38 protein-coding genes are annotated in these 26,642 nt (G+C 46.2%); 10 read left to right on the plus strand and 28 right to left on the minus strand.

Annotation, left to right across the window (positions count from 1 at the left end):
• Positions 1 to 26: 26 nt before the first annotated feature.
• The 4 genes from cysC to cobA all read right to left on the minus strand — a co-directional run bounded on the left by cysC (position 27) and on the right by cobA (position 4,049).
• The gene (gene cysC, locus AACT23_RS14060; RefSeq protein ID WP_017046725.1) at positions 27 to 644 is read right to left on the minus strand and encodes an adenylyl-sulfate kinase; all 618 of its coding nucleotides are present in this window, start codon (positions 642 to 644) and stop codon (positions 27 to 29) included.
• A gap of 78 nt (positions 645 to 722) precedes the next feature.
• On the minus strand, positions 723 to 2,153 hold the full coding sequence (gene cysN, locus AACT23_RS14065) for a sulfate adenylyltransferase subunit CysN (protein ID WP_094127447.1): 1,431 nt from the start codon (positions 2,151 to 2,153) through the stop codon (positions 723 to 725).
• A 17-nt stretch (positions 2,154 to 2,170) separates the two neighbouring features.
• Positions 2,171 to 3,079: a sulfate adenylyltransferase subunit CysD gene (gene cysD / locus AACT23_RS14070; protein WP_445286082.1), complete on the minus strand. Its 909-nt coding sequence runs from the start codon at positions 3,077 to 3,079 to the stop codon at positions 2,171 to 2,173.
• Positions 3,080 to 3,170: 91 nt separating this feature from the next.
• Positions 3,171 to 4,049 (minus strand): uroporphyrinogen-III C-methyltransferase, encoded by an 879-nt coding sequence (gene cobA / locus AACT23_RS14075; RefSeq protein WP_094127451.1) that lies wholly within the window; start codon positions 4,047 to 4,049, stop codon positions 3,171 to 3,173.
• A gap of 289 nt (positions 4,050 to 4,338) precedes the next feature.
• Here cobA and cpdB point away from each other — a divergent pair, with 289 nt between their 5' ends.
• The 8 genes from cpdB (at position 4,339) to AACT23_RS14115 (ending at position 12,371) form a co-directional block, all read left to right on the plus strand.
• Complete coding sequence (gene cpdB, locus AACT23_RS14080) at positions 4,339 to 6,300, plus strand: 2',3'-cyclic-nucleotide 2'-phosphodiesterase (protein WP_094127453.1); 1,962 nt, start codon at positions 4,339 to 4,341, stop codon at positions 6,298 to 6,300.
• A 318-nt stretch (positions 6,301 to 6,618) separates the two neighbouring features.
• Positions 6,619 to 7,206, plus strand: a complete 588-nt coding sequence (locus AACT23_RS14085) for a DedA family protein (RefSeq protein WP_094127455.1) — start codon at positions 6,619 to 6,621, stop codon at positions 7,204 to 7,206.
• Entirely contained in the window at positions 7,203 to 8,336 is a 1,134-nt protein-coding gene (locus AACT23_RS14090) for a D-alanine--D-alanine ligase (protein WP_094127457.1), read from the plus strand. The genes AACT23_RS14085 and AACT23_RS14090 overlap by 4 nt, the downstream gene beginning before the upstream one ends.
• A gap of 34 nt (positions 8,337 to 8,370) precedes the next feature.
• Positions 8,371 to 8,919: a hypothetical protein gene (locus tag AACT23_RS14095; RefSeq protein ID WP_013855937.1), complete on the plus strand. Its 549-nt coding sequence runs from the start codon at positions 8,371 to 8,373 to the stop codon at positions 8,917 to 8,919.
• A 1-nt stretch (position 8,920) separates the two neighbouring features.
• A complete protein-coding gene (locus AACT23_RS14100) occupies positions 8,921 to 9,688 on the plus strand; it encodes an NRDE family protein (protein WP_094127459.1) in 768 nt (255 codons plus the stop codon).
• Positions 9,689 to 9,698: 10 nt separating this feature from the next.
• A complete protein-coding gene (locus tag AACT23_RS14105) occupies positions 9,699 to 10,136 on the plus strand; it encodes a YHS domain-containing (seleno)protein (RefSeq protein ID WP_017046734.1) in 438 nt (145 codons plus the stop codon).
• Positions 10,137 to 10,146: 10 nt separating this feature from the next.
• Positions 10,147 to 10,599, plus strand: a complete 453-nt coding sequence (locus AACT23_RS14110; RefSeq protein WP_094127461.1) for a hypothetical protein — start codon at positions 10,147 to 10,149, stop codon at positions 10,597 to 10,599.
• 2 nt (positions 10,600 to 10,601) lie between these two features.
• Complete coding sequence (locus tag AACT23_RS14115) at positions 10,602 to 12,371, plus strand: lysophospholipid acyltransferase family protein (protein ID WP_094127463.1); 1,770 nt, start codon at positions 10,602 to 10,604, stop codon at positions 12,369 to 12,371.
• A gap of 50 nt (positions 12,372 to 12,421) precedes the next feature.
• On the opposite strand, the gene dbpA is transcribed toward AACT23_RS14115, so the two are convergent.
• Entirely contained in the window at positions 12,422 to 13,807 is a 1,386-nt protein-coding gene (dbpA, locus tag AACT23_RS14120; protein WP_017042859.1) for an ATP-dependent RNA helicase DbpA, read from the minus strand.
• Positions 13,808 to 13,984: 177 nt separating this feature from the next.
• Between dbpA and AACT23_RS14125 the strand changes: the two genes are divergently transcribed.
• Positions 13,985 to 14,437, plus strand: coding sequence for a GNAT family N-acetyltransferase (locus AACT23_RS14125; protein WP_013855931.1), 453 nt, complete (start codon positions 13,985 to 13,987; stop codon positions 14,435 to 14,437).
• A 23-nt stretch (positions 14,438 to 14,460) separates the two neighbouring features.
• On the opposite strand, the gene AACT23_RS14130 is transcribed toward AACT23_RS14125, so the two are convergent.
• Complete coding sequence (locus AACT23_RS14130; protein WP_064625935.1) at positions 14,461 to 15,024, minus strand: LysM-like peptidoglycan-binding domain-containing protein; 564 nt, start codon at positions 15,022 to 15,024, stop codon at positions 14,461 to 14,463.
• A gap of 235 nt (positions 15,025 to 15,259) precedes the next feature.
• Here AACT23_RS14130 and AACT23_RS14135 point away from each other — a divergent pair, with 235 nt between their 5' ends.
• Positions 15,260 to 15,880 (plus strand): FKBP-type peptidyl-prolyl cis-trans isomerase, encoded by a 621-nt coding sequence (locus tag AACT23_RS14135; protein WP_010318783.1) that lies wholly within the window; start codon positions 15,260 to 15,262, stop codon positions 15,878 to 15,880.
• 138 nt (positions 15,881 to 16,018) lie between these two features.
• Here AACT23_RS14135 and rplQ read toward each other — a convergent pair whose 3' ends face one another.
• From rplQ to rplV, 22 genes are all read right to left on the minus strand, one after another.
• On the minus strand, positions 16,019 to 16,405 hold the full coding sequence (gene rplQ / locus AACT23_RS14140; protein ID WP_017042856.1) for a 50S ribosomal protein L17: 387 nt from the start codon (positions 16,403 to 16,405) through the stop codon (positions 16,019 to 16,021).
• 26 nt (positions 16,406 to 16,431) lie between these two features.
• Positions 16,432 to 17,424 (minus strand): DNA-directed RNA polymerase subunit alpha, encoded by a 993-nt coding sequence (locus tag AACT23_RS14145; RefSeq protein ID WP_010318781.1) that lies wholly within the window; start codon positions 17,422 to 17,424, stop codon positions 16,432 to 16,434.
• Positions 17,425 to 17,447: 23 nt separating this feature from the next.
• Complete coding sequence (gene rpsD, locus AACT23_RS14150) at positions 17,448 to 18,068, minus strand: 30S ribosomal protein S4 (RefSeq protein WP_013855928.1); 621 nt, start codon at positions 18,066 to 18,068, stop codon at positions 17,448 to 17,450.
• 27 nt (positions 18,069 to 18,095) lie between these two features.
• A complete protein-coding gene (gene rpsK / locus AACT23_RS14155) occupies positions 18,096 to 18,485 on the minus strand; it encodes a 30S ribosomal protein S11 (protein ID WP_001118870.1) in 390 nt (129 codons plus the stop codon).
• A 20-nt stretch (positions 18,486 to 18,505) separates the two neighbouring features.
• Positions 18,506 to 18,862 (minus strand): 30S ribosomal protein S13, encoded by a 357-nt coding sequence (rpsM, locus tag AACT23_RS14160; protein WP_010318779.1) that lies wholly within the window; start codon positions 18,860 to 18,862, stop codon positions 18,506 to 18,508.
• Positions 18,863 to 19,009: 147 nt separating this feature from the next.
• Entirely contained in the window at positions 19,010 to 19,123 is a 114-nt protein-coding gene (rpmJ, locus tag AACT23_RS14165; protein WP_000868186.1) for a 50S ribosomal protein L36, read from the minus strand.
• A gap of 27 nt (positions 19,124 to 19,150) precedes the next feature.
• Positions 19,151 to 20,485 carry a preprotein translocase subunit SecY gene (gene secY / locus AACT23_RS14170; protein ID WP_017046739.1) on the minus strand — a complete coding sequence of 445 codons (1,335 nt, stop codon included), beginning with the start codon at positions 20,483 to 20,485 and terminating at the stop codon, positions 19,151 to 19,153.
• Between the two features lie 20 nt (positions 20,486 to 20,505).
• A complete protein-coding gene (rplO, locus tag AACT23_RS14175) occupies positions 20,506 to 20,940 on the minus strand; it encodes a 50S ribosomal protein L15 (RefSeq protein WP_010318777.1) in 435 nt (144 codons plus the stop codon).
• A 5-nt stretch (positions 20,941 to 20,945) separates the two neighbouring features.
• Positions 20,946 to 21,122, minus strand: coding sequence for a 50S ribosomal protein L30 (gene rpmD / locus AACT23_RS14180; RefSeq protein ID WP_004398455.1), 177 nt, complete (start codon positions 21,120 to 21,122; stop codon positions 20,946 to 20,948).
• A gap of 5 nt (positions 21,123 to 21,127) precedes the next feature.
• Positions 21,128 to 21,628 carry a 30S ribosomal protein S5 gene (rpsE, locus tag AACT23_RS14185; protein ID WP_010318775.1) on the minus strand — a complete coding sequence of 167 codons (501 nt, stop codon included), beginning with the start codon at positions 21,626 to 21,628 and terminating at the stop codon, positions 21,128 to 21,130.
• A 14-nt stretch (positions 21,629 to 21,642) separates the two neighbouring features.
• Positions 21,643 to 21,996, minus strand: a complete 354-nt coding sequence (rplR, locus tag AACT23_RS14190; RefSeq protein ID WP_013855926.1) for a 50S ribosomal protein L18 — start codon at positions 21,994 to 21,996, stop codon at positions 21,643 to 21,645.
• Between the two features lie 9 nt (positions 21,997 to 22,005).
• Positions 22,006 to 22,539: a 50S ribosomal protein L6 gene (gene rplF / locus AACT23_RS14195; protein WP_010318773.1), complete on the minus strand. Its 534-nt coding sequence runs from the start codon at positions 22,537 to 22,539 to the stop codon at positions 22,006 to 22,008.
• 10 nt (positions 22,540 to 22,549) lie between these two features.
• On the minus strand, positions 22,550 to 22,942 hold the full coding sequence (rpsH, locus tag AACT23_RS14200; protein ID WP_010318772.1) for a 30S ribosomal protein S8: 393 nt from the start codon (positions 22,940 to 22,942) through the stop codon (positions 22,550 to 22,552).
• Positions 22,943 to 22,971: 29 nt separating this feature from the next.
• Entirely contained in the window at positions 22,972 to 23,277 is a 306-nt protein-coding gene (gene rpsN, locus AACT23_RS14205; RefSeq protein WP_010318771.1) for a 30S ribosomal protein S14, read from the minus strand.
• Positions 23,278 to 23,294: 17 nt separating this feature from the next.
• Positions 23,295 to 23,834, minus strand: coding sequence for a 50S ribosomal protein L5 (gene rplE, locus AACT23_RS14210; protein ID WP_010318770.1), 540 nt, complete (start codon positions 23,832 to 23,834; stop codon positions 23,295 to 23,297).
• Between the two features lie 24 nt (positions 23,835 to 23,858).
• The gene (gene rplX, locus AACT23_RS14215) at positions 23,859 to 24,176 is read right to left on the minus strand and encodes a 50S ribosomal protein L24 (protein ID WP_010318769.1); all 318 of its coding nucleotides are present in this window, start codon (positions 24,174 to 24,176) and stop codon (positions 23,859 to 23,861) included.
• 12 nt (positions 24,177 to 24,188) lie between these two features.
• Positions 24,189 to 24,560 (minus strand): 50S ribosomal protein L14, encoded by a 372-nt coding sequence (gene rplN / locus AACT23_RS14220; RefSeq protein ID WP_010318768.1) that lies wholly within the window; start codon positions 24,558 to 24,560, stop codon positions 24,189 to 24,191.
• Between the two features lie 160 nt (positions 24,561 to 24,720).
• Positions 24,721 to 24,975, minus strand: coding sequence for a 30S ribosomal protein S17 (rpsQ, locus tag AACT23_RS14225; protein ID WP_013855925.1), 255 nt, complete (start codon positions 24,973 to 24,975; stop codon positions 24,721 to 24,723).
• Complete coding sequence (rpmC, locus tag AACT23_RS14230; RefSeq protein ID WP_010318766.1) at positions 24,975 to 25,166, minus strand: 50S ribosomal protein L29; 192 nt, start codon at positions 25,164 to 25,166, stop codon at positions 24,975 to 24,977. Before rpmC ends, rpsQ begins: the two co-directional genes overlap by 1 nt.
• On the minus strand, positions 25,166 to 25,576 hold the full coding sequence (rplP, locus tag AACT23_RS14235) for a 50S ribosomal protein L16 (RefSeq protein WP_010318765.1): 411 nt from the start codon (positions 25,574 to 25,576) through the stop codon (positions 25,166 to 25,168). The genes rpmC and rplP overlap by 1 nt, the downstream gene beginning before the upstream one ends.
• Positions 25,577 to 25,587: 11 nt before the next feature.
• A complete protein-coding gene (gene rpsC, locus AACT23_RS14240) occupies positions 25,588 to 26,286 on the minus strand; it encodes a 30S ribosomal protein S3 (RefSeq protein WP_010318764.1) in 699 nt (232 codons plus the stop codon).
• Between the two features lie 19 nt (positions 26,287 to 26,305).
• Positions 26,306 to 26,638 (minus strand): 50S ribosomal protein L22, encoded by a 333-nt coding sequence (rplV, locus tag AACT23_RS14245; protein WP_026027327.1) that lies wholly within the window; start codon positions 26,636 to 26,638, stop codon positions 26,306 to 26,308.
• Positions 26,639 to 26,642 lie beyond the last annotated feature (4 nt).

Below are 26,642 nucleotides of genomic sequence, written 5' to 3' on the forward strand. Positions count from 1 at the left end.
CTCAAGCTGATGAGCCCTCTTCTACATTAGGCGATAATCGCTCGTACTTGCAGCGCTGTTAGGCAAATTTCCACCAGCTCATCAATGCTTTTTTCGCCAGCTGCAAGATTGATCTCAGGGCTTTGCGGCGACTCATACTCAGAGTCAATGCCCGTAAAATTACTGATTTCACCAGCGCGCGCTTTTTTATACAGCCCCTTCGGGTCACGCTGCTCGCACACGTCCAACTTGGTATTGACAAACACTTCGATGAATTCACCTTGTGGCAGCATATCGCGCACTAATTGACGCTCAGCGCGATGCGGTGAAATGAATGCTGATAACACGATTAACCCAGCATCGGCCATCAGCTTCGCGAGTTCACCAATACGGCGAATATTTTCTCGCCGATCTTGCTCTGAGAACCCAAGGTCGCTGCACAAGCCGTGGCGTACATTATCCCCATCGAGTAAATAGGTGTGATACCCGAGTTGAGCTAAACGCTGTTCCAACGCACCAGCAATGGTTGATTTTCCCGCCCCTGACAGCCCCGTAAACCACAATACTGCTGGCTGTTGTTGTTTTAAGTTGGCGCGGAACGACTTATCCACCGTATGCTGATGCCAGACAACATTTTCATCTTTATTGGCCAAATTCGTACTCATTACTCAATCCTTTGTTGCCTCAAACTAGCCAATAGAGGGACGCTGTAAGCGGCAATCCCTCCCACCGAATCACCACAGTTAAGCCTTGAGTAACTGACGAAGATCTTTAGCTTCCCAGTGTGGGAAGTGCTTGCGGATCAAGGTATTCAATTCAACTTCAAACGCAGAATGGACACTTTGAGCATGAGCGATGTTTTGCAAACTATCTCGAACCAAGCCCGCCCCCACCGTCACATTCGTCAGGCGATCGATGATGATAAAACCACCAGTATTGGCACTGTCTAAGTATTTATCCAGCGCGATCGACTCTGTTAGCGACCATTCACACAAGCCAATGCCATTGAGCGGCAACTCTTCACTGTGATAAGTCGATAAATTATTAATATCGTACTGGTGACGTACTGCTTGCAACTGGCCGACGGTTTTCTTACCTGCAATTTTGATGTTGTATTCACGCCCGGCTTTGAGTGGTTGTTCTGTCATCCAGACCACATCGGCTAATAGATGGTTAGTTGATTCAACCTGCGCTCCTTGCAGCACAATAAGATCACCACGGCTGATGTCAATTTCATCGCTGAGCGTTAACGTCACCGCTTGGCCGGCTTGCGCTTGCGGCAAATCTCCATCGAAAGTAACAATACGTGCCACGGTGGATGTTTTTCCAGACGGAAGTGCAGTGATTGCATCTCCAACGCTGATACTGCCTGCTGCAATCGTGCCTGCAAAACCGCGAAAATCGAGATTCGGTCGGTTCACATACTGCACAGGAAAACGAAACTCACTGGCTCCTTTTTGCTGATCAACGTCCACCGTTTCAAGCAGCTCCAGCAGTGATGGGCCTTGATACCAACGCATATGTTGGCTTGCTTCGACCACGTTGTCCCCTTCCAGAGCAGAAAGCGGGATGATCTGAATATCAGTATCACCTTGCAGATGCTTTGAAAATTCCACGTAGTCTTGACGGATCTGCTCAAAACGATCTTGTGAGTAATCGACCAGATCCATCTTATTCACCGCCACCACAAAATGCTTCAAACCTAACAGATTGGCAATGAATGAGTGGCGACGCGTTTGATCCAAAATGCCTTTACGGGCATCGATCAAAATCACCGCGAGATCGCAAGTGGATGCGCCTGTCGCCATATTGCGCGTGTACTGCTCATGCCCCGGAGTATCGGCAATGATGAATTTGCGTTTTTGAGTAGAGAAATAGCGATACGCCACGTCAATGGTGATCCCTTGCTCACGTTCCGCTTGCAGGCCATCAACTAACAGAGCTAAATCGGGGCGCTCGCCCGTCGTGCCAACACGCTGGCTATCGGAATGGACGGCGGCCAGTTGATCTTCATAAATCTGTTTTGTGTCATGAAGCAAACGACCAATCAAGGTACTTTTTCCATCATCAACCGAGCCACAAGTCAGAAATCTCAGTAACGATTTGTGCTGGTGTTGCGTGAGATAAGCTTCAATACCGATCTCAGAAAGCTGAGCTTGAACTGCACTATTCATAATCTTTCCTTAGAGGCTTAGAAATAACCTTGGCGTTTTTTCAATTCCATCGATCCTGATTGATCGTGGTCGATCGCGCGGCCTTGTCGTTCACTGGAAGTGGCCACCAGCATCTCTTCAATGATGCCCGTTAGCGTATTGGCCTCTGATTCAATTGCGCCAGTGAGTGGATAACAACCTAACGTGCGAAAACGCACACTCTTGTGCTGTACTTCTTCTCCAGGTTGAAGCTTCATCCGCTCGTCATCGACCATGATCAGCATCCCATCGCGTTCGACAACTGGGCGAATGTCCGATAAATACAGCGGTACGATCTCGATGTTTTCCAAATAGATGTATTGCCAAATATCCAATTCAGTCCAGTTCGACAATGGGAAAACACGAATGCTCTCACCTTTATTGATTTGGCCGTTGTAGGTTTTCCATAGCTCCGGACGCTGGTTCTTCGGATCCCACGTGTGGTTCTTGTCACGAAAAGAATAAACACGCTCTTTCGCGCGTGATTTCTCTTCATCACGACGCGCACCACCAAAAGCAGCATCAAAACCATATTGGTTCAACGCTTGTTTTAAACCTTGGGTTTTCATGATGTCAGTATGCTTTGAAGATCCATGCTCAAAAGGGCTGATCCCCATCGCGATCCCTTCTGGGTTTTTGTGTACCAAAAGCTCAAAACCATACTTGTGCGCCATACGATCACGAAATTCGATCATCTCACGAAATTTCCAACCGGTGTCCACATGCAGCAGTGGGAAGGGAATTTTCCCCGGATAAAAAGCCTTGCGCGCTAAATGCAGCATCACCGAAGAGTCTTTACCAATCGAATACATCATTACTGGGTTATCAAATTCAGCGGCCACTTCACGTAAAATATGAATACTTTCGGCTTCGAGCTGTTGTAAATGGGTTAAGCGTTGTTGATCCATCTGCATGCTTCCTTTTCGCTCGCATTGCGAGCCTTGTGCAATGAGAAATTGGTTTGAGTATTGAGTTGGAACTAACTGACTAGCCTTGCAATCAGGCGTAATTCACTTGGTTTTGCTGCGCGGGTTGTTCACCAAACCAATGCAGTTTTTCCGACAGCGCCACCACTTCGCCCACCACAATCAAGGCCGGAGCCTGTGCCTGCACCGCCAGTTGTGATAAGTCACTGAGCTGCCCTTTGAAGACTTTTTGCGAACGCTGAGTACCGCGTTCAATAATCGCGATTGGTGTGTTGGCTTGGCGTCCATGTTCAATCAACTGCTGCTGGATATAACTCGACTTCATCAAGCCCATGTAAATGACTAAGGTTTGATTACCACGTGCCAGTGTTGACCAATCCATGTCATCGTTTTCCGCTTTAAGGTGACCGGTGACAAACAGAGCGGATTGCGCATAATCACGATGAGTCAGTGGAATTCCCGCATAGGCCGTTGCGCCTGCCGCCGCTGTAATACCGGGGATCACCTGAAATTTCACTCCCGCATCAAACAGCACTTCCAACTCTTCACCACCGCGGCCAAACATAAACGGATCGCCGCCTTTAATACGCACGACTTTGTAACCTTGCTGCGCAAAATCGATCAGCAATTGATTGGTTTTTTCTTGAGGAACACTGTGGTGTCCAGCGCGCTTACCCACGCAGACTAAGATGGTATCGCTCGGCACCAGCGCCATAATTTCATCAGACACTAGGTAGTCGTACAACACCACGTCGGCTTGTTGTAGAAAGCTCAACGCTTTGAGCGTCAGCAGTTCTGGGTCGCCCGGCCCTGCACCAATCAAAGCCACTTCACCGCAGATCAATTGGCTTTTGACGTACGATGGAGCGCTACTTGCCAAAGCATCATTGTTGACCGCAACTAAGCGCGGCCCTTTGATTGGCAACTGAGAAATGGTTTCCGTCGTACTCATTGTTGTTATCCATAACTTAATTCATGGATGCATTATGGCGGGCTCTTCATATTACCTGAAATTCTAAAATTTCATTTTTTATATCAAAAGCTGATAAGGGAATGGATAATTCCGAATAAGAAGTGACTATCTCTCTGATTAAAAGCCAATCAATGATGAGATCTTGTCGACAGAATGCCGGTGAGTTAACGCGTAACATCACAAATTGATATTCATTGAAATCATCGTTTCATAAGATTTTGTTACATTAGACGAGTTATTTGTTCCCTACCCCTAACTGGAGTACACAATGAAAGTGGCAGTGAAACCTCTCTCCATCGCGATTTTGAGCGGTATGTTAGCAATGGCTGGCCCAGCAATGGCGGGCACCATTAAACTGCGTATCGTCGAAACGACTGATATTCACACCAATGTGATGGATTACGATTACTACAAAGACAAGCCATCGAACCAGATTGGTTTATCTCGTGCGGCGACGTTAGTGAAGCAAGCGCGCAGCGAAGTCGAAAACAGCATTTTGGTCGATAACGGTGATTTACTCCAAGGTAGCCCAATGGGTGACTATATGGCCGCCAAAGGCATCAAGGTTGGTGAGGTTCACCCAGTTTACAAAGCGATGAATCAGCTCGGCTACGATGTGGGTAACATTGGTAATCATGAATTTAACTACGGTTTGTCCTTTTTAAAGGAGAGTATTAACGACGCCGCATTCCCGTATGTCAATGCCAACGTCTATGACCAACAAACGGGCAAACACTTCTTCAATCCCTATCTCATTAAAACGCACACGTTCAAAGATACCGATGGCAAAGAGCACCAAATTAAAGTGGGTTACATTGGTTTTGTCCCACCACAAATCATGGTGTGGGATAAGAAAAACCTGGATGGCAAAGTGTTTGCCAAAGACATCAAGCAAACAGCCGAGGAGCTGATCCCGCAGATGAAAAAAGAGGGTGCCGATGTGATCGTGGCAATCCCGCACTCTGGTGTCTCAGCTAACCCATATTCCGTTGGTGCAGAAAACTCGGTTTACTACCTCACCCAAGTAGAAGGCATTGACGCAATTGCTTTTGGTCACTCTCACGCGGTATTCCCTAGCCAAGATTTTGCCAAACTGCCAGGAGCAGATGTAACTAAAGGCACCATTAATGGCGTAACCGCTGTCATGCCGGGGCGCTGGGGTAGCCATGTTGGTGTGATGGATCTGACTTTGCAAAGCAAAGATGGCCAATGGTCAGTCGTGAATGGTCAATCCCAAGCTCGCCCAATCTTCGATAAAGCCAATAAGAAATCACTGGCAGCAGCCGATACAGGCATAGTGAAAGCCTTAGAGTCGGACCACAAAGGCACGCGAGATTTCGTGAATCAACCGATTGGCCAAGCAAATGATGTGATGTACAGCTTTTTAGCCTTGGTACAAGATGACCCAACCGTGCAAATCGTTAACCTTGCACAAAAAGATTATGTGGAACGCTTTATTCAAGGCGACCCTGATCTTGATGGTTTGCCGGTGTTATCGGCCGCAGCCCCTTTCAAAGTTGGTGGCCGTAAAGATGATCCTGCCGGTTTCACTGAAGTCGAAGCTGGCCAACTGACATTTCGTAACGCAGCGGATCTCTATCTTTACCCTAATACATTAGTCGCGCTGAAAATGACGGGTAAAGAAGTGAAGGAATGGTTGGAATGCAGCGCGGGGCAGTTTAATCAGATTGATCCGCACAGCACTCAACCACAATCCTTGATCAATTGGGCTGATTTCCGCACGTATAACTTTGATGTGATGGATGGGGTGAATTACCAAATCGATGTTACTCAACCCGCCAAATACGATGGTGATTGTAAAGTGGCGAATAAAGATGCTGAGCGCATTGTAGGCTTAACTTATCAAGGTAAACCTATCGATGTAAAACAGACCTTTATTGTCGCCACCAATAACTACCGCGCTTACAGCAATAAATTTGCAGGCACGGGCGCACAATTTGTTGCCTTTGACTCACCCGACGAAAACCGCACGGCCGTTGCCAACTACATTTCGCGCGTGAGTAAAGAAAAAGGTCAAGTTACGCCAAGTGCTGATAACAACTGGTCGTTTGCTCCGATGAAAACCAATACTGCATTAGATATTCGTTTTGAAACCTCTCCAAGTGAGAAAGCAGCACAGTTCATCAAAGAGAAAGGCCAATACCCAATGACTTTGGTGGAAAACGATGAGGTTGGTTTTGCGGTTTACAGGATTGACCTTACCCAATAACCCCCACTCAAATCGATTGAAAGAGGCCAATGAATTAAGGCGCTTTCACCCCACAAACGCAGCCTTGCGCTGCGTTTTTTATTTCCTGCTCGACAACCCTAACTCTGATCTTGATGGTTCTTGACTATCCACGCTTCATTTAAGGTTCGTTACAACCTCTGTTTAATTTTCAAACATTAATTTGATTAAATTTAATTATAAAAAATCATCAGACATGCAATTTTTCTATTCTTTGGCAGGTCTTTGTCCTCGTAATGAGAATAAAAGCGCAATCAGCGCCTTATTCTATACTTGATCATAATTTGCTAAGGAGGAAGTGTGGGGCTTGCTATCGACATTCAAACCTTTCTAACAGCCGAAAGTCATTCACTGACTTTACTATTCATCGGCGTAATTTTGCTTTCCTATTTGTTAGAGGATGTCGCTATTGTAACCGCCGCCACACTGGCTTTGCAAAATCTCATGCCCCCCGGCTTGGCGTTGTTGGCTATTTTTGTCGGCATTGTTAGTGGCGATCTCGGTTTGTATTACTTAGGCCAAGTGGCACAACGCGTTCGTCCGCTTCGTTATCAAGCGCTGACCAATAAACATTTTCGAACCGTCCGTCGCAAACTGCACCATCATACTTTTTTAAATCTGTTTATTATTCGCTTTGTCCCCGGCCTAAGAACGGTGGGTTTTACTTTGAGCGGCTTTTTTTCTATTCCGTTGGCGCTATTTCTGTGCTCCGTACTGACGGCCACAGCACTGTGGACACTGATCGTTTTTTCAACGCTTTATTACCTAGGGAGTCAGGTTTGGCAACAGTCCTCTCCTTATCAATGGATCATTATTCCTATCGCGGTTGGGCTATTAATGCTCACCAATCGTCTTCTCAACAAATCATTTTCTAAAGGATTGTCATGAACGCCAAATTAGAAATGCCTTGCATTGCACATGGCAAAATCAACGCGGGTATGCCGCTTTTAGAGCAAGACACCAAACGCAGCATTTCTCCTTATGAATTTCTGCCCAGTTGGTTTTTCTACACTCCGGTGGTGATTCAAAGCCTGCTGCAAGGGCTGCGTTATGGCAACTGGGGCTTACCTTTAATTGCAAACCCCGGCATCAAGCTCAGCGGCATGGTTGGAGAGTCAAAACACGACATTCTTAATCTAGCCGGTGAATACGCTCAGCAGTGGATATCGCCCTTTATCACCCGAACGAAAAGCCATCAAACCGCTCAGCAGCAAACAGCACAGGCTCTGTCTGCAATGCAACAAGCATCGTTGGATTTCCCTCTTGTCGCTAAACCAGATTTAGGCTGCCGCGGCGTTGGCGTCAAACTGCTGCAAAATGAACAACAACTGAGTGACTACATCCAATCATTCCCGATTAACGCCCGTTTTTTACTGCAACAAAAAGCGCCGTATCAGGCTGAAGCTGGCGTATTTTATGTGCGCTATCCCGATGAGGCTCAAGGCAACATTATTTCCATCACACTTAAGTATGCCCCGTTTGTCACTGGGGATGGCATTCACACTTTAAAGCAGTTAATTGAACGCTGCCCACGCGCAGGGCAACTCCCTCACCTCTATTTTCCTCGCCACCTTGAGAAGCTCGATTGGGTTCTTGAAGCCGGGCAGGAGTTTCAACTCGCCTTTGCGGGCAGCCATAGTCGCGGATCGATTTTCCGCAATGGTAACCGTTACATTACTCGCGCTCTCACCAACAAGTTAGATGAGATTTTTAACAATGTTGACGGGTTTCACTATGGGCGGCTCGATATCAAGTTTGCCAATATTCACCAATTGATGGCTGGAGAACAGTTCACGATTTTGGAAATCAATGGCGCAAGCAGTGAAGCCGCTCATATTTGGGATAGAGAAACACCGCTGCGAGAGATCTTCTCGACCTTACTCAGACAGTACCGAATCTTATTCGACATTGGCGCGCAACAGCGAAAGTTAGGCCATCAAACACCCAAAATGGCTGAACTGCTGAACGCTTGGCGCAAAGAAAAGGCCTTAACCGAACACTACCCAAGCACGGATTAACCTTATCCATAAGAACAATCATAGGGATAGAAATATGTTTGCAATCACCACAAGTTCACAACAAAGCGCATCGCAGCCTAATCATGCCCCCGTGATCCAAGGCGGCATTGAAACACTGGAACAAGCGCACCAGTTTCTCGAACAGTTAGAAGATAGGCACTACACCCACTTAGCCACGCCAATTGTCGCCAGTTCAGTGGGGCAACATTTTCGTCATTGGTTAGATCTGTTTCATGCGCTGGCTAACTCAACTAGCACTATTGATTACAACCAACGCCGCCGGGGCCACCTCGTTGAGACGTCCCGTGCTGCGGCCTTGGCCGAAATTGAGTATTTAATTCAATGGTTAACGCAGTGCTCGGCCTCACTCCAAAAATCCGTTACGGTACTTGTTGAAACCTCATTGCAGGAAACGCAAGTGTGCTCTTTATCATCAACATGGGAGCGAGAGCTAAGCTTCGCCACTTTGCATGCACAGCACCATTTTGCGATGGCTAAAGTGGTCGCTCATTTGCTGCATGTAGAAACCGATGCCGCTTTCGGCTTAGCGCCAGCCACGGCCTCCTTCATTCGGGGGCAATAACATGTGCTCAGTTTCTTGGTTACTCGACAAACACGGCTATCATCTGTTTTTTAACCGTGATGAACAAAAAAACCGCCCATTAGCGTTGCCGCCTAAACAATACACGCAAGCTGGTGTTGAAGTGTTGATGCCGATTGATCCTGCCGGTGGAGGCAGTTGGATCAGCCTTAATGAATGCGGTTTGGCTTTGTGCTTGCTCAATAATTACCAAGGTAAAATCCCCCAAGGAGCCGATGCCGAACGCTTAGTGAGCCGCGGTCAATTGCTTAAGCATTTATCCAGTCAAGTCAGTGTCGAGAAGGTTATCCAAGCGTTTGCACAGCTTAATCTTCAGCAATTTGCACCATTCACTTTGCTTGCTTTCGACCCTAATTTAACTGATGTACAAAGTAATGTAATGGCTCTGGCGTGGAATGGTGAACAGAGCCAAATTGCGGTGACGCAATCGCCTCTATTTTCATCCAGTGTCGATTTAGAACAGGTGCAACACTACCGCTCGCAGCTCTATCAAGCTTTAATCGCCGAGGAAAATAGTGTGCAACAGCGACTAAAGTTTCACGCCCACCACCATGTCGCCCATCCACATTGGGCACCCTGTATGCATCGTCAAGATGCGCACACCGTTAGCTTTACCTATTTACGCGTCACACAACAGCAGCAGTATATGACCTATATCTCAGGTTCACCTTGCTTACAGCTCAGTGAGACATCACTCCACCAGCAGCGCGATGAGATCGACAAAACCACGCCTTGGGTCGCCAATTTATGAGGAATCAACAATGAAACGTTTACTAGGACTATTACTGCTGTTTGTCAGCAGCGTGAGCCTCGCTGAGGATGAAATTTACACCAGCTTTCTGAGCAATAAAGCGCTGAGTGGCTATGACACCGTCGCCTACTTCACCGAAGGAGAGCCAGTAAAAGGTTCCTCCGATTTTTCGACCCTTTATAAAAATGCGCAGTGGTATTTTTCTTCAAAAGAGAATCTTGAACTGTTTCTGAATAACCCTAACCAATATGCGCCGCAGTATGGCGGCTACTGCGCTTGGGCCATCTCTGAAAAGAACGATTTTGCTCCGGGAGATCCCAATCAATGGGCGATCGTCGACGGCAAGCTCTATCTCAATTACGACAAAAAGATCAAAACATTATGGGATGCCAACCAAGCGGTGCACATCCAACAGGCCGATAAAAATTGGCCCAATTTAATTAAGTAGGAGCCACACCATGACGTTTAAAGCTAGCCAGCATCTCCCCTCACTCTTGATTGCGTTTGTTTTTATTCAATCGCTTGTCTTTAAGTTTTCCGGCTCTTACGAAACCAACTATATTTTTGGCACCTTAGGTGCGTGGTCTGGCCTCGGTTGGTTTGCTGTGTATGGCGGGTATTTAATCGGAACGGCTGAACTGATAGCCTCTATTTTGCTGTTTAGCCGCTGGCATGGCCTTGGTGCACTGATGAGCGTCGGCATTATGAGTGGTGCGATTTTCTTTCATTTATTTACGCCTCTTGGCATTGCGATGCCAGAGTTTAACCAAGTAGGAGAAGTGGTCGGCAATGATAGCGGCCTGCTATTTGCGATGGCTTGTCTTGTTTGGTTGTGTGCGGCTTTTTTGGTGCGACGAGATCTCAAAAACGGTGATGGTTTATTGCACCAGTGGCTGAATAAAGGAGTGTAATTATGCTAGCCAGTCCTTTTCGTTTACCACGACACACTCCATTTGGCGTCGCAGAATCAATTGTTGAATGGGCCTCTGGGCTTGCAACACTGGATAAACTGTATCAGCAGCGTCCTGCCAAACCCTCTTGCTTTGAGTTTATGCGCTACACGCTAGCGGCACTCAATATCGAATATCGCCTTGCTTTAGGCAGCATCGATAACATTCCACAAACAGGGCCGGTGGTGATCGTCGCTAACCACCCTCTGGGCGCAATTGAAGGGGTGATATTAGCCGATTTAATTGGTTCAGTACGCACCGATATTAAAGTGCTGGCGAATCAGTTGCTAAAGCGCCTGCCTGAAATTAGTGAACTCTTTATCGGTGTCGATGTGTTCAATAGCAAAAGTGCTCGCAGCACCAATGCGCAAGCCATTCGAGATGCGAATCTTCATTTGGCTCAAAGTGGCTTATTGATTATCTTCCCTGCTGGTGAGGTATCTACTTACCCCAAAGGATCGCAAACACTGTCGGATATCGAATGGAGTCAATCCGTCGCCAAATTTGTTAAACGCGCCCAAGCCACCACCGTCCCGATCTTTATTAATGGTAAAAATAGCACTCTGTTTTATCAAGCGGGGCGAATTCATCCACTACTGCGAACGGCATTGCTCGGCCGCGAGCTACTGAATAAGCAGGCGCACAACATTGAGATTTCCATCGGCAATCCCATCCCCTATTCTGAAGTGAAAGCATTTGAACAGGAACGAGACATTGTTCATTATCTGCGTCTCAATACCTATTTAATGAGTGCAGCAGCTTCCGCAACGCCATCCTCACCAGAGTTAGTGACATCGCCCCTCCCTATTATTGATGCGCTTACCGCAGAGAAACTCGAGCAAGATCTCGCCGCGCTGCCAAGCGAAAGCAAGCTCTTAGAGCAAGGTGATTGGATTGTCTATTGCGCCGCAAGCGAGCAGTTGCCCCACATACTGCAAGAGATTGGTCGAATTCGTGAAGAGAGTTTTCGCGCCGTAGGTGAAGGAAGCGGCTTAGCTTGTGATCTTGATGAGTATGATCGCCATTACTACCAACTCTTTGTTTGGCACAAGAAAGACCGTCAAATTGTTGGAGCTTATCGATTGGGGTTAGTGGATGAACTGATAGCGAAGCAAGGGTTAGCAGGGCTCTATTCCCGTAGCTTATTTCAGTATGATGAAGCCTTCATCAACACACTCGATACCAGTATTGAGCTAGGCCGCTCGGTGGTTTCCTCGAAATACCAGCGCAACCTCAACTCACTGTTAATGCTGTGGAAAGGTATTGCTGCGTTTGTCGCGCGTCATCCACAATATACGCACTTGTTTGGCCCAGTAAGCATTAGCAACGATTACAGCCACACCGCGCGACAATTAATGTCCGCCACACTCTCTATTCATCATTATGATCATGAAAAGGCAACCTTGGTTTCACCTTCCACTCCACTACGGTGCAATGGGAACACATTTTGGCAAACCAACTTGCTCTCCTCTTTGGCAAGCATTTCTCTGCTGTCGAAAGTGTTAGCAAAAATGGAAAATGGCAAGGGCCTTCCTGTATTGCTGCGCCAATATTTAGGGATGAATGGCAAGCTCGTCTGTTTTAATGTCGACCCCGCGTTTAACAATGCGTTAGATGGCTTAATTGTAGTGAACTTGAAACAAGTTCCGCTGCATACACTGGCAAAATACATGGGTAAGGAGCAGGCCAGCGCTTATTTGGACTCGACACCCGTCAGTTCAAAACCCTCATAAACGCAAAAGCCAGCGAGTTGTTCGCTGGCTTTAATTCTAAATGAAGGGGCTTATTTTAGAAGGCGTGCTCTAAATTGGCGTCCTTTCATCTTACCGCTTTCCATTTTCTTCAGTGCTTTTTTCGCCACCGATTTATGGACTGCAACGTAGCTGCGCATCGGTAACATGTTAATTTTACCGACATATTGACCGTCAATACCGTCGTTACTGGTCAACGCCCCTAGAATATCTCCCGGGCGCACTTTCTGCTTTTTACCGCCATCAATCTGGATAGTGACCATATTGGCTTGATAAGGCGCGTTGTTTAGCGCACTGGCATCAGGCAATTTAGCAGGTTCGATGGGCATATCCATATATTCATCAATCATCGCCACTCGGTGCATTTCACTGTCACTGAAGAAGCTAAAAGCTAAGCCTTTACTGCCCGCTCGGCCAGTACGCCCAATGCGGTGCACGTGCACTTCAGGATCACGTGATAACTCAAAGTTAAATACCGCATCTAAGTTATCGACATCAAGGCCACGTGCCGCCACATCGGTTGCAACTAAAATGGAGATACTTTTATTAGCAAACTGCACCAAAGCTTGGTCACGGTCACGCTGCTCTAAATCACCATGCAGTTCCACCACACTAAAGCCCTTGTGATGTAGATCTTCAGCAACACTTTGTACTTCTTTCTTTGTATTACAGAACACCACGGCAGATTCAGGCTGATGGTGTAAAAGCAGCAGTTCTAACGCGCGATCACGCGCCTCTGTTCCCTCTACTTTATAAAAATATTGCTGAATGCTGGACGTATCATGGGTGGATTCAACTTTGACCATTTCAGGCTCACGCATAATCCGCTGCGCAATTTGTTTGATTTGATTTGGGAACGTAGCACTAAACAGCAAGGTTTGACGGCTGGTTGGCGTTTCATTGATGATCGCATCCAGCGCTTCTTGGAAACCCATTTCGAGCATTCGGTCCGCTTCATCAAGCACTAACGTATTGAGTTCAGAGAGATCGATACGACCTTTGTCTAAATGGTCAAGAATACGCCCCGGAGTACCAACCAAAATATGTGCACCGTGCTCTAACGAACCAATTTGTGGCCCCATTGGCATGCCGCCACACAAGGTGAGCACTTTAATATTATGAATGGCGCGGCCGAGTGTGCGAATATCCGTTGCGACTTGATCGGCTAACTCCCGCGTTGGGCATAGCACCAAAGCTTGAACGCGAAAACGCTTAACGTTGAGGTTAGATAATACGCCTAAACCAAACGCTGCTGTTTTTCCTGAGCCTGTTTTTCCTTGGCCAATCACATCCTTACCCGCCAAAATGGTTGGCAAGCTTAACGCCTGAATCGGCGTCATCTTGGTGTATCCCAAAGTATCGAGGTTAGAAAGAAGTTCTGGTTGTAGATTTACCGTTGAAAAAGAGAGATTACTCAAGAGACCGTCCTTTCGTTAGACGAAAATTAAACGCCTATTATCGTTATTTAACCTCGTGTGGCTAGTGAATCTTTATTTATCATTCATCAAGTTTGTAGCTCACTCTTAACCTTTGTTAATGAATCATGCACTTAAGCTTGATAGAGTAACGACATCCATTTTTAAAGGGGCACTACGATGATTACTTGGCACTGTCTTTCATTCTCACAATTAACCACTCATCAACTTTATGCGCTACTTAAACTGCGCGTCGATGTCTTTGTGGTCGAACAAACCTGTCCTTACCCTGAATTGGATAATAAAGATATTCAGCCAGGTGTTTTTCATTTAATTGGTGAACAGGATCAGCAGATTGTTGCCTGCGCGCGCTTACTCCCTGCGGGGATTAGCTACCCAAGTGTCAGCATTGGTCGCATTGCAACCCAAAAAGAAGCGAGAGGAAATGGCCTTGGACACCAATTAATGCAGCAAGCATTAGCCGAATGCCAGAAGCTGTGGCCCAATCAAGATATTGAAATTGGTGCACAGCACTATCTTGCTAGCTTCTATCAAAGTTATGGTTTTCAACAAACGTCGGCGATGTATCTAGAAGATGATATCCCGCATATCGACATGCAGCTCAGCAAGTAAATAACCCCCTTGATCAAAGCGTGTTATTTACTACGGCCAAATCCGCCATCTGAGCGCCTGAAAAACATCACTGATTGATCGTTTTTCTCAAGTTGCAGGATATCGAGTTGCCCATCAGCCGCGAGTTTAAAGCGAACTAATTGGCCTTGGGTAATTTGGCTGAGCGGTTTGTCACTGCCTTCAATTTTGACTAAGGCATTAAGATCAGACATCGGTAAATCATTTGCCCGAAAAACCTGCGACAAAGTGTCCCCGTTTTTAACCGTGTACTCTCGCCAGAACTCAGATTTACGATCGGTTTGTTGAGGCGTTTTTTGTTCACTCAACCCAACCGTATTAATGCTGATTTCCACACGCTCACTACTTTTCGGTACAGCGGCCTGCTCTGTTCGCTCAGGAAAAGGAATAATAATGAGCAAACACACTACTGGAACGATCGCTAATAAAGCGCGCTGGTGAAGCTTAGGCAGCGCCAGCCAAACTGTGCGAACACGTAAAATAAGGCCACGCCAATCGAATGCATGCCACTTCTGTTGGATAAACGCTAAATAATCAGTTTGCGGTTTCTTCTTGTGACGACGATTCATCTTAACCCGTCTCCTTTTCTGTCGAGCTACAGTATAAAAACTCAAGAGGGATCAGTATAGAGCCAAGGTGGCGATAACGTAAACGTTGACACAATCTTGAACATTTTTCTTTGGGATCTGCGATTTGTCACAACCTGAAGGTTCAATATTGGATATTTCCCATTAGCATTTCATCCCATGCTTGAAACTGATATCCTTTGGCACTTGTTTATTTACATAAAAAGAGTGACTGTTTATGTCTGAAGTAAAATTTGACACTGTAGAGCAAAAAGCAAGCTACGGTATCGGTCTACAAATGGGCCAACAACTTGCGGGTAGTGGTCTAGAAGGACTTAACGTTGACGCAATCGCCGCAGGTATCGCAACCGCATTAGTAGGCGACATGCCATCAATTGAAATTGATGAAATCAATAATGCACTGCAAGAGTTGCACATGCGTGCAGAATCTCTACGCCAAGAAGCTGCCAAAGCAGCCGCAGCCGACGGTGAAGTATTCTTAACAGATAACGCACTACGCCCTGAAGTGACCGTGCTTGAATCTGGTCTACAGTACGAAATTCTTACAGAAGGTACGGGGGATATCCCGACATCTGACAAGCAAGTACGTGTTCATTACCACGGTGAATTGACTGACGGTACAGTATTTGATAGCTCTGTATCTCGCGGTCAACCAGCTGAATTCCCAGTAACAGGTGTAATCAAAGGTTGGGTAGAAGCACTACAACTGATGCCTGTGGGTTCAAAATGGAAACTCTATATTCCACAAGATCTTGCCTACGGTGAGCGTGGCGCTGGCGCTGCAATTCCTCCTTTTGCAGCTCTAGTATTTGAAGTAGAGCTACTCGATATTCTATAAATAGAATTGATAGTGAGAAGGTTGGCATTCGCTGACCTTTTTTTATTAGTATTTCTTACTTAGCATCTATCAAAAACGACACTACGCATACAAAAAAGCCGAGTATTACTACTCGGCTTTTTTAATTATACGAACTGATTACTCAGCAGCAGCTTCTACAGCTACTTCTGGGCGATCGACAAGCTCAATGTATGCCATTGGAGCTTTATCACCAGTACGGAAACCGCACTTTAGGATACGTGTGTAGCCGCCTTGGCGAGCTGCAAAACGTGGACCTAGTTCGTTAAATAGTTTTGCCACAACTTCGTTATCACGAGTGCGAGCAAATGCTAGACGACGGTTTGCAACACTGTCAGTCTTAGCTAGTGTAATCAAAGGCTCAACGACGCGACGTAGCTCTTTTGCTTTTGGCAAAGTAGTCTTGATAACTTCATGACGTACTAGAGAGCTAGCCATGTTGCTGAACATCGCTTTGCGATGACTGCTGTTGCGGTTGAGTTGACGACCACTCTTACGATGGCGCATGACCTAATCCTTCTAACTAGTATCGATTAATCTTCAGCGATAGACGCTGGCGGCCAGTTCTCTAGGCGCATGCCCAAAGATAGACCACGTGATGCAAGCACGTCTTTAATCTCTGTAAGAGATTTCTTACCAAGGTTTGGCGTTTTAAGTAGCTCAACCTCAGTGCGCTGTACTAGATCACCGATGTAGTGAATCGCTTCTGCTTTCAAACAGTTAGCAGAGCGAACTGTTAGTTCAAGATCGTCTACAGGACGCAGTAGGATTGGATCGAATTCTGGCTTCTCTTCCTTCTCCTCAGGTACACGTACATCACGAAGATCTACGAACGCATCCAATTGTTCAGCAAGAATAGTTGCTGCACGACGGATTGCTTCCTCAGGTTCTAGAGTACCGTTCGTTTCCATATCGATAACGAGCTTATCTAAATCAGTACGTTGTTCTACGCGAGCGGCTTCCACAGAGTAGGCAATTTTGTCTACTGGGCTGTAAGTAGCATCTACAAGTAGACGACCGATTGGACGCTCATCTTCTTCAGTATGGATACGAGCTGAAGCTGGAACATAACCACGACCACGTTCTACTTTGATACGCATAGCGATCTCAGCGTTGTCATCCGTTAGATGACAAATCACGTGCTCAGGGTTAGTGATCTCTACATCACCATCATGGGTGATGTCACCTGCAACAACAGGGCCCGAGCCTGATTTGTTCAGCGTAATGAACACTTCATCTTTGCCTTCGGCAACGCGAACAGCCAAACCTTTTAGGTTCAGAAGGATCTCAAGGATATCTTCTTGAATGCCTTCTTTGGTGCTGTACTCGTGTAGTACGCCTTCAATCTCCACTTCAGTTACAGCACAACCTGGCATTGAAGATAGAAGAATACGGCGAAGTGCATTACCCAGAGTATGGCCGAAACCACGCTCTAACGGCTCAAGAGTTACTTTTGCGTGTGTCGTGCTAATCTGTTCGATATCAACAAGACGTGGCTTAAGAAATTCTGTTACAGAACCCTGCATTGTGTCCTCTCTTTAGTTTAACCTTACTTAGAGTAAAGCTCGACGATCAATTGTTCGTTGATGTCAGCTGACAGGTCAGAACGCTCAGGCATACGCTTGAATGTACCTTCCATTTGGCCGCCATCTACTTCAATCCAAGTTGGTTTTTCGCGTTGTTCAGCAACTTCTAGAGCTGCTTTAATGCGAGATTGCTTTTTAGCTTTCTCACGGATTGCAACAACGTCGTTAACCGCAACATTGAAAGAAGGAACGTTTACAACTTTACCGTTAACTAGGATAGCTTTGTGGCTTACTAGCTGACGTGCTTCTGCGCGAGTAGCGCCAAAGCCCATGCGGTAAACTACGTTATCAAGACGACCTTCAAGAAGCTGAAGTAGGTTTTCACCAGTATTGCCTTTAAGACGTGCAGCTTCTTTGTAGTAGTTACGGAATTGTTTTTCTAGAACGCCATAAATACGACGAACTTTTTGCTTCTCACGAAGCTGAACACCGTACTCAGATAGACGACCGCGACGAGCGCCGTGTACACCTGGTGCGTTGTCAATTTTACACTTGGTATCAATCGCACGAATGCCTGACTTAAGGAACAAGTCAGTACCTTCGCGGCGGCTAAGCTTCAGCTTAGGACCCAAATATCTTGCCATGATCTTTCTCCAATCTTCCTAGAAACGTTATACGCGGCGTTTCTTAGGTGGACGACAACCGTTATGAGGGATTGGTGTCGCATCAACAATGTTAGTGATACGGAAACCAGCAGCGTTCAGTGCGCGAACAGTTGATTCACGACCTGGACCTGGACCCTTAACCATAACCTCTAGGTTCTTAAGGCCGTATTCTTTAGCCATTTCAGCACAACGCTCAGCAGCAACCTGTGCAGCGAACGGAGTAGACTTACGAGAACCGCGGAAACCAGAACCACCAGCAGTTGCCCAAGCTAGAGCATTACCTTGACGGTCTGTGATAGTTACGATTGTGTTATTGAAAGATGCATGGATGTGCGCTACGCCATCAGCAACTTGCTTGCGTACACGCTTACGTGCGCGAGTTGGTTGTTTTGCCATTGTACTCTATACCCTTCCGACTATTTCTTGATCGGTTTACGCGGACCCTTACGGGTACGAGCGTTGGTTTTAGTACGCTGTCCACGTAGTGGTAGACTGCGACGATGACGAAGACCACGGTAACAGCCAAGGTCCATAAGACGCTTGATGTTCATGGAAACTTCACGACGAAGATCACCCTCTACAGTGTATTTAGCTACACCATCACGCAGTAGATCGATCTGCTCTTCAGTTAGTTCACTGATCTTAACACTTTCAGCAATACCCAAATCAGCTAAGATAGCTTTCGAACGGGTCTTACCGATGCCGTAGATTGCAGTTAATGCAATTACAGCATGCTTCTGATCAGGAATGTTAATGCCTGCTATACGGGCCACTATTCACTCCTAGTACTTATATAAGAAATTATCCGCAGCAAAGCCCGTCGAGGATACGCTGCGGCATACTACTTCTTTTGCACACAAAAGGTAGGCCGAGGAATATACTCGACCGACCTTTATATTTCAAGTAAAAATTTCTGCTAATTAGCCTTGGCGCTGCTTGTGCTTTGGCTCACTGCAAATCACGCGAACGACGCCGTTACGCTTGATTACTTTACAGTTACGACAGATTTTTTTAACGGAAGCACGAACTTTCATTGCTAAACTCCGTAAGTGAAATCTGAATTAACGGCCGTAGCCCTTCAGATTTGCTTTTTTCAACACAGAATCATACTGTTGGGACATCATATGAGTCTGTACCTGTGCCATAAAGTCCATAATCACAACCACTACGATAAGTAGTGATGTGCCGCCGAAGTAGAAACGTACGTTCCACGCGACCATCATGAACTCGGGAATCAGACAGATAAAGGTAATGTAGAGAGCACCTGCTAAGGTTAGTCTGGTCATTACTTTATCAATGTATCTCGCTGTCTGCTCACCTGGGCGGATGCCGGGTACGAACGCACCGGACTTCTTCAAGTTATCCGCTGTTTCACGAGGGTTAAACACCAACGCTGTGTAAAAGAAACAGAAGAAAATAATCGCTGCTGCATAAAGCATAACGTACAGAGGTTGACCAGGGCTAAGAGCCAAAGACACATCAGTTAACCAACCGAATGTGCTGCTCTCACCATTTTGACCAAACCACTGAGCTAATGTTCCTGGGAACAAAATAATACTCGATGCAAAAATTGCAGGTATTACACCCGCCATATTAATTTTCAATGGCAAGTGAGTACTTTGCGCTGCAAACACTTTACGACCTTGTTGACGCTTTGCATAGTTAACGACAATACGACGCTGACCACGTTCCATGAAAACAACGAAATAAATCACAGCAAAAGAAAGTACCGCAATTAACAACAGAAGAAGCACATGCAATTCACCTTGACGCGCTTGCTCAATCGTTTGTCCGATTGCCGAAGGCAATCCAGCAACAATACCTGCAAAAATCAAAATGGAAATACCATTTCCTATTCCACGCTCAGTAATTTGTTCACCTAACCACATTAAGAACATGGTGCCAGTTACTAAACTCACGGTAGCAATCAGGGTAAACATGGTTTGGTCGATAACAACCAGATTGTTGACCATGTTTGGTAAGCCTGTTGCGATACCAATAGCTTGGAATATTGCAAGTACAAGCGTGCCATAACGCGTATATTGGCTAATCTTACGACGCCCTGCCTCACCCTCTTTCTTGAGTTCGGCTAACGCTGGATGAACTACAGTTAGCAATTGGACAACAATTGACGCCGAAATATACGGCATGATGCCCAATGCTAAGATAGATGCACGCGAAAGAGCACCACCGGAGAACATGTTAAACATTTCAACGATGGTACCTTTTTGCTGTTCGAACAAATCGGCAAGTACAGCTGCGTCAATACCAGGAATCGGCACAAAAGAACCGGCTCGGAATACTAAAAGTGCACCAATTACGAATAATAAGCGCGACTTTAGCTCACTTAAGCCGCTCTGAGCACTACGAAAATCTTGTCCTGGTTTCTTAGCCATCTGTACCTCGTTCCTCGAGATTATTCCTCGATTTTACCGCCTGCAGCTTCGATTGCAGCTTTAGCGCCTTTAGTCACGCGAAGACCTTTCACAGTCACTGCTTTGCTAATCTCACCAGAAAGAACAACTTTAACATTTTCGATGTTCTTAGTGATTAGGTTAGCTGCTTTCAAGCTGTTTAGATCGACCACGTCACCCGTAACTTTCGCTAGCTCAGCTAGACGAATTTCAGCAGACACTAGGCTCTTACGAGAAGTGAAACCGAATTTAGGTAGACGTTGTTTTAGAGGCATTTGACCGCCTTCAAAACCTGGACGAACTGTACCGCCAGAACGTGACTTTTGACCTTTGTGACCGCGGCCACCTGTTTTACCAAGGCCAGAACCGATACCACGGCCTAGACGCTTAGGAGCGTGCTTAGAACCAGCAGCCGGTGATAGAGTATTCAAACGCATTCTGATTACTCCTCAACTTTAACCATGTAGTAAACCTTGTTGATCATACCGCGTACACACGGTGTATCTTCAAGTTCTACTGTATGGTTGATACGACGAAGGCCTAGACCACGCAAAGTAGCTTTGTGCTTTGGTAGACGACCAATTGAGCTTTTAGTTTGAGTTACTTTAATAGTTGCCATGGTGCTTACTCCGAAATCGCTTCAACAGTGAGACCACGTTTAGCTGCAACCATTTCTGGTGACTTCACATCTACTAGACCAGCAACTGTTGCACGAACAACGTTGATTGGGTTAGTAGAACCGTACGCTTTCGCAAGTACGTTATGTACACCGGCAACTTCTAGTACAGCACGCATCGCACCACCGGCGATAACACCTGTACCTTCTGCAGCTGGCTGCATGTAAACTTTAGAGCCCGAGTGACGACCTTTCACCGCGTGGTGAAGAGTGCCTTCGTTAAGAGCGATAGTAACCATGTTACGACGCGCTTTTTCCATTGCTTTTTGAATCGCTGCAGGTACTTCACGAGCTTTGCCGTATCCGAAACCTACGCGACCATTACCGTCACCAACTACAGTTAGTGCAGTAAAGCTCATGATTCGACCACCTTTAACCGTTTTAGAAACACGGTTAACTGCGATTAATTTTTCTTGCAAATCACTAGCTTGTTGTTGTTCTTTAGCCATCTTCCAACCCTACCTTAGAATTTCAGACCAGCTTCGCGAGCAGATTCTGCTAGCGCCGCTACTCGACCGTGGTATTGGAAACCAGAACGATCAAACGCAACAGCTGATACGCCTTTTTCAAGAGCGCGTTCTGCAATAGCTTTACCTACCGCTTTAGCTGCGTCTACGTTACCGGTGTTCTTAACTAGCTCACGGATCGCTTTTTCTACAGTAGAAGCTGCTGCGATAACCTCAGAGCCGTTTGATGCGATAACCTGAGCGTACACGTGACGAGGAGTACGGTGTACTACTAGGCGAGTTGCACCCAGTTCAGCAATCTTACGACGTGCGCGTGTAGCACGACGGATGCGAGATGCTTTCTTATCCATAGTGTTACCTTACTTCTTCTTAGCTTCTTTACTACGCACATTTTCATCTGCGTAACGGACGCCTTTACCTTTATAAGGTTCTGGCTCACGGTAAGAACGGATGTCAGCCGCAACTTGACCCACTACTTGCTTATCGCAACCAGTTAGGACAATTTCAGTTTGGCTAGGACATTCAGCATTGATACCCGCTGGTAGTTCATGCTCTACAGGGTGTGAGAAGCCTAAAGTAAGACTTACTGAGTTGCCTTTAATAGCAGCACGGTAACCAACACCTTTAAGAACAAGCTTCTTAGTAAAGCCTGCAGTAACACCAACAACCATGTTGTTTACTAGTGCACGAGCAGTACCTGCTTGTGCCCAAGCGTTAGCAACACCTTCACGAGGACCGAAAGTAAGGTTGTTTTCTTCCTGTGCAATAACTACGCCTTTATTCAGGACGCGAGTCAGCTCACCTTTACCACCTTTTACAGTGATTTCTTGGCCGTTTAGTTTCACCTCTACGCCAGCTGGAATAGCGACAGGTGCTTTAGCAACACGAGACATATCCTACTCCTTACGCTACGTAGCAAATGATTTCACCGCCAAGACCTGCTTTGCGAGCAGCACGGTCAGACATCAGACCCTTGGAAGTGGACACCACAGCAACACCCATACCGCCCATCACTGTTGGTAACGCGTCTTTTTTCTTATAAACGCGTAGACCAGGACGTGAAACACGTTGGATTTGCTCGATTACTGGTTTAGCTTGGAAGTACTTAAGAGTAACTTCTAGCTCAGGTTTTACTTCGCCTTCAACAGCGAAATCTGCGATATAACCTTCAGCTTTTAGCAGTGCAGCAATTGCAACTTTAAGCTTTGAAGAAGGCATTTTTACAGCAACTTTATTTGCTGCCTGACCGTTACGAATGCGGGTCAGCATATCCGAAATCGGATCTTGCATGCTCATAAGATTTACTCCAAATGATTAAGTGGCAATTACCAGCTAGCCTTACGAAGTCCAGGAATCTCGCCTTTCATGCAAGCTTCGCGAACTTTGATGCGGCTTAGACCGAACTTACGTAGGAAACCGTGTGGACGACCAGTTTGGTTGCAACGGTTGCGCTGACGTGAAGCACTTGAATCACGTGGAAGAGCTTGCAGTTTAAGAACTGCGTTCCAACGATCTTCTTCAGATGCGTTTACATCGCTGATGGTAGCTTTTAGCATTGCACGCTTTTCTGCGAACTTAGCTACTAGCTTTGCACGTTTTACTTCACGTGCTTTCATTGATTGTTTAGCCATAACAGTAACCCTTCACCTTACTTACGGAATGGGAAGTTAAAGGCAGCCAGCAGAGCACGGCCTTCCTCATCGGTACCAGCAGAAGTCGTGATAGTGATATCAAGACCGCGTACACGATCGACTTTATCGTAGTCGATTTCTGGGAAGATGATTTGCTCGCGAACGCCCATGCTGTAGTTACCGCGTCCGTCAAAAGACTTAGCGCTAACACCACGGAAGTCACGTACACGTGGAAGTGCAATAGAGATTAAACGCTCTAAAAAATCCCACATACGTTCGCCACGCAAGGTTACTTTACAACCAATTGGGTAGCCTTCACGAATTTTGAAACCTGCAACAGATTTACGAGCTTTAGTGATCAGTGGTTTTTGACCAGAGATCGTAGCCATATCAGCTGCTGCATTTTCTAATAGTTTCTTATCGTTGATAGCTTCACCAACGCCCATGTTTAGGGTGATTTTATCAATCCTAGGGACTTGCATGACGCTTGTGTAACCGAACTGTTTGGTCAGTTCAGTCACTACAGACGACTTGTAGTAATCATGCAGTTTCGCCATAGTAGAACTCCAAATTACTTCTAATTAGTTAGAAACGATTTCACCGTTAGATTTGAAGAAACGAACTTTTTTGCCGTCTTCAAAACGGAAACCGATACGGTCCGCTTTACCAGTTGCTGCGTTAAAGATTGCAACGTTAGAAGCATCAATAGCTGCTTCTTGTTCAACGATGCCACCTTGTTGACCTAGAGCCGGAACCGGCTTTTGGTGTTTCTTAACAAGGTTGATACCTTCAACGATAACTTTACCAGTTACGAGAACCTTAGTTACTTTACCTTTCTTGCCTTTATCTTTACCAGCAAGAACGATTACTTCGTCATTACGACGGATTTTAGCTGCCATGTGTGCCGCTCCTTACAGAACTTCAGGTGCTAGTGACACGATTTTCATAAATTTCGCATTGCGAAGTTCACGAGTCACTGGACCAAAGATACGTGTACCGATAGGTTGCTCTGTATTATTGTTCAACAATACGCAAGCATTACGGTCGAAGCGAATGACAGAACCGTCTGGACGACGTACGCCTTTACGGGTGCGAACTACCACCGCCTTCAGTACATCACCTTTTTTAACTTTACCGCGAGGAATTGCTTCCTTCACTGTAACTTTGATGATGTCACCGATATGTGCATAACGGCGGTGAGAGCCACCCAGAACCTTAATACACATTACCTTGCGCGCGCCTGAGTTATCAGCTGCATCAAGTGTACTTTGCATTTGGATCATTGTTAGTGCTCCGCTAAATATTAAAACTAGACCCTCTCGGGTCGGGCTGCCTCTTTAAAAGGGACGCGAATTGTACCACCCTTTCCTAAGATTGGGTAGACAAAAAATAAACGGCTCCAAAAAAACTTTGGAGCCGTTTAAAATCATAGAATAACGATGATTACATCTTCGCTTTTTCTATAACTTTAACCAATGTCCAAGACTTAGTCTTAGACAGAGGACGACACTCACGAATCTCAACGGTATCGCCTAGGCCACACTCGTTGTTTTCGTCATGTGCGTGTACTTTAGTCGTACGCTTTACGAATTTACCGTAAATTGGGTGTTTCACCATGCGCTCGATAGCAACAGTGATAGATTTATCCATCTTGTCACTAATAACACGACCTAGTTGAGTACGAATTTTGTCGCTCATTATTCGCCTGCCTTCTCAGTCAAAACAGTTTTAACGCGTGCGATATCACGGCGTACAGCTTTCAAAGTATGAGTTTGCTGTAGTTGACCAGTTGCAGCTTGCATGCGCAAGTTGAACTGTTCACGTAGCAAATTCAGTAGCTCAGCGTTAAGCTCTTCAGCGCTTTTTGCGCGTAGATCTAGTGCTTTCATCACATCACCTGTTTAATTACGAATGTAGTTTTGAATGGCAGTTTACGAGCCGCTAGGCGGAACGCTTCACGTGCCAATTCTTCAGGTACACCGTCCATTTCGTACATAACCTTACCAGGTTGGATTTGGGCTACCCAGTACTCAACGTTACCTTTACCCTTACCTTGACGAACTTCTAGTGGTTTTTCAGTGATTGGCTTATCTGGGAACACACGGATCCAGATTTTACCTTGACGCTTAACGTGACGTGTCATTGCACGACGTGCCGCTTCGATCTGACGAGCAGTTAGACGACCACGTCCAACGGCTTTAAGACCAAATGTACCGAAGCTTACGTCAGTACCTTTAGCTAGACCGCGGTTGCGACCAGTATGAACCTTACGGAACTTAGTGCGTTTAGGTTGTAGCATCAGTCGACTCCTTACTTACGGCCTTTACGCTGCTTCTTAGGCTTGTCAGCCTTTGGCTCAACAGCGTTTGCAGCTGGCATACCACCAAGGATTTCACCCTTGAAGATCCAAACTTTAACGCCGATCACACCGTATTGAGTGTGAGCCGAAGAAGTTGCGTAATCAATGTCAGCACGTAGAGTGTGTAGAGGCACACGGCCTTCACGGTACCACTCAGAACGTGCAATTTCAGCGCCGCCAAGACGACCGCTTACTTCCACTTTGATACCTTTAGCGCCTAGACGCATAGCATTTTGTACCGCACGCTTCATAGCACGACGGAACATAACGCGACGCTCTAGTTGAGACGCGATGCTATCAGCCACTAATTGGCCGTCTAGCTCAGGCTTACGTACTTCAGCGATGTTAATTTGCGCTGGTACACCTGCAATTTTAGCTACAGCTGCGCGTAGCTTCTCAACGTCTTCACCTTTCTTACCGATAACAACGCCTGGGCGAGCAGTGTGGATAGTCACACGAATGCTCTTAGCAGGACGCTCGATAACGATGCGTGATAGAGACGCTTTTGAAAGTTCCTTAGTAAGGAACTGACGTACCTTGAAGTCGCCGTCTAGGTTGTCAGCGAAATCTTTGGTGTTAGCAAACCATGTAGCATTCCAAGGCTTAACGATGCCAAGACGAATACCATTAGGATGTACTTTCTGACCCATTGCTTACTCTCCTAGTCTCTTAGCGGTCTGCTACAACAACAGTGATGTGGCTTGAACGCTTCAAGATACGATCCGCACGGCCTTTTGCACGAGGCATAATACGCTTCATGACCGGGCCCTCATCTACGAAGATTTTAGCGACATTAAGATCGTCGATATCTGCACCTTCGTTGTGTTCTGCGTTAGCGATAGCTGACTCTAGAACTTTCTTAACTAATACAGCCGCTTTTTTGTTGCTGAAAGTTAGGATTTCAAGAGCCTGATCCACAGATTTACCACGGATTAGATCTGCAACTAAGCGAGCTTTCTGAGGAGAAATGCGAGCAAAGTTATGTTTAGCAATAGCTTCCATCATT

This window comes from Vibrio sp. V09_P4A23P171 (assembly GCF_963875615.1).
GTDB lineage: Bacteria > Pseudomonadota > Gammaproteobacteria > Enterobacterales > Vibrionaceae > Vibrio > Vibrio anguillarum.